Origin of the sequence: Agromyces humi (assembly GCF_009720255.1) — a bacterium.
In the GTDB taxonomy this organism is placed as follows: Bacteria; Actinomycetota; Actinomycetes; order Actinomycetales; family Microbacteriaceae; genus Agromyces; species Agromyces humi.
This window is the reverse complement of sequence record NZ_WJSP02000456.1, coordinates 1-2659: the sequence shown is the minus strand read 5'-3', so window position 1 is coordinate 2659 and position 2659 is coordinate 1. Positions and strand designations below refer to the sequence as shown.

Annotated in this window: 2 protein-coding genes; both read left to right on the top strand. The window is 73.4% G+C overall.

Translation table 11 applies throughout. The features are described 5' to 3' along the window. Window positions 1–303 precede the first annotated feature (303 nt). Window positions 304–498, top strand: coding sequence for a DUF1918 domain-containing protein (locus tag GH736_RS20830; protein ID WP_159606720.1), 195 nt, complete (start codon window positions 304–306; stop codon window positions 496–498). Window positions 499–563: 65 nt separating this feature from the next. Next, window positions 564–2659: GDSL-type esterase/lipase family protein (locus tag GH736_RS20825; RefSeq protein ID WP_159606718.1), on the top strand; the 2096-nt coding region annotated here is incomplete at its 3' end.

Sequence of the window (2659 nt, the reverse complement as noted above, 5' to 3'; positions counted from 1 at the left end):
GACCTGTGGGCCGCGCTGCTCGCGGTCGGCTGAGGGCGCGCGCGCTCCCGACTCCCGATCCCGGCGTTCGGTCCCGAGAGGACGACATCGGCGGGTCGGGCGACGCCCGGACCCGCCGATCCCGTCCTCTCGAGGGACGGCGAGTCGGGAAGGTGACCGGCGGGGTCGCGATCGGTCAGCCGGCGGGCGTCGCGGGCGTCGAGGGCAGCGGAGGCAGCGGGAGCCATGCCCGCGGCATCCGACACCCCTACCGCGCCCCGCGGGCACCGGCGTACGCTGGAACGAGCGCGGGAGGGAGAACCCATGCAAGCGGTCAAGGGCGATCGACTGGTCATCCACGGCAAGCAGGTCGGGCAGGCCGACCGGCACGGCGAGGTGCTCGAGGTGCGCGGCTCCAACGGCGGCCCGCCCTATCTCGTCCGGTTCGACGACGGGCACGAGACGCTGCTCTACCCGGGTGCCGACTGCGAGCTCGAGCACGAGCACCAGGCGCACTGACGCGCCCCGGCGGCAGCACTCGACGGCGGGCGGATGCCGCGGCGCCGCGCGCTACCGTTGAACCCATGTTCCACTCCTACGCGGCCATCGGCGACAGCTTCACCGAGGGCGTCGGCGACGAGCTCCCCGACGGCTCCGTGCGCGGGTGGGCCGACTTCGTGGCGATGGGTCTCGCCCTCGCCGCCCAGGAGCCCATCGGCTACGCCAACCTCGCGATCCGGGGGCGCAAGCTCGGGCCGATCGTCGACGAGCAGCTCGAGGCGGCCATCGCCCTCCGCCCCGAGGTGATCAGCTTCAACGGCGGCGGCAACGACATGCTCCGCCCCCGCATGCCCGAGGAGCGGGTCGCCGGCCGGTTCCGGCAGGCGGTGCACCGCATCCGCGACGAGGGCATCCACGTGCTCATGCTGAGCGGCGCGAACCCCACCGAGCACCTGCCGCTCGGCAAGGTGTTCGACGCCCGTGGCGTGCGCCTCACCGCCGCGCTCCAGGACCTCGCCGAGCTGCCCGGCGTGACGTTCGTCGACAACTTCAACGACCGAGGGCTGCGCGACATCCGCTACTGGTCCGCCGACAAACTGCACCTCAACTCGCTCGGGCACGCGCGCGTGGCGAGCAACGTGCTCACCGCGATCGGCGTTGCCGTACCCGAGGAGTGGGGCGTCGCCGAGGTCGCGGCCGCGGGCCACCCGGCGGCGGTCCCGGCGATGTCGGTGCCGGCGGTGACGACCGTGCCGGCGGGCGTCGACGACTTCACGTTCGCCTCGTTCGACGCGGTCTACGAGCTCGGCCGCGACGAGGCCCGGCGATCCACCCTGGCCACGACCGAGACGCTGGTGGCGCAGTTCCCCGAGATCGACCAGAACCACGGCATCCGGCGGGCCATCCCGCTCGACTACCAGGGACATCCGACCGACCTCCGCATCGAGTCGGTGACGGATGCCGCAGGCTCCCCGCGCTCCTACGACGCCGAAGCCGACGACGACGGCGAGTTCCTGCTCGTGACCATCGCCGACGACGGGTTCGTGCACGGGGAGCAGACGTACGTCATCCGCTACACGCAGCACAACGTGACCCTCGAACCCGACGATGCGACGATCGACGAGTTCTACTGGGACGTCAACGGCACCGGCTGGGCGCAGCCGTTCGGGCGCGTCAGCGCCGAGCTCCGCATGTCGGGCGATGTCGCAGCGGGCTTCACCGGCGACACCGCCTGCTACCGGGGAGGTTCGGGCTCGACCACGCCGTGCGATTCCCTGGCGGTGACGGATGCCGCGCCGCCGGCGGTGCTCGCCACGGCGATCGCGCTCGGCCCCTTCGAGAACCTCACGCTGGCCGTCGCGTTCGATCCGGCCACCTTCGAGCCGCGCGACGAGTCGTTCGCCGCGTCCCCCGCGGCCATCGCCGGAGCGGTCGCCGCCGCCCTGGCCCTCGCTGCCCTGGTGGCTGCGATCGTCCTGCACGCCGTGCGGTGGCGCGATCACCCGGGCCGGGGCACCATCATCGCGCAATACGAGCCGCCCGAGGGCGTCAGCGCGATGGTCGCCGCCGACCTCGTCGGGCGCGCGGAGAAGGGCGTGACCGCCACGATCCTCGAGCGAGCCGTCGCCGGGGAGCTCCGCGTCGTCGAGACCGGACGCAAGCAGTACGCCGTCGAGTTCGTCGGCGGGGCGTGGGGCGACGCCGATGCGATCTCAGTGGTGTCCGCCCTCTACAGCGATGCGCCGTTCCCCGGTGCCCGACGCGAGCTGAAGGCGAGGGACACGACGCTCGGCCGCCGGTTGCTCGCGCTCCGCCAGGGCGTCGCGAAGCGGGTGGGGCAGGAGGGCCTCCGCCGGCGCCCCGACCCGGTGCTGCGCCTGCTCCTCGCCGTCGCGGCGATCGGGGCGGCGACCCTCAGCGTCGTCTTCGGCGTGGTGGCCCTCGACGACCACCGCGGTGGCGCCTGGCCGTTCATCCTCTTCGCCGGTGCCATCGTGGCAGCCATCGCCGCCGTGTTCGTGGTGGCCGGGGTACGTCCGCTCACCGAGCGAGGGCGCGAGATCCGCGACCACCTCGAGGGGCTCCGCCTCTACATCAGGCTCGCCGAGGCGGACCGGCTGCGGGTGCTGCAGAGCCCGAGCGGCGCGCTGCGCGTGGACCGTCCCGCCGCGGCATCCGT

Bases quoted from the DNA above. Each gene is read 5' to 3' on its own strand.
- GH736_RS20830 (WP_159606720.1), top strand. From the start codon at position 304: ATGCAAGCGGTCAAGGGCGATCGACTGGTCATCCACGGCAAGCAGGTC.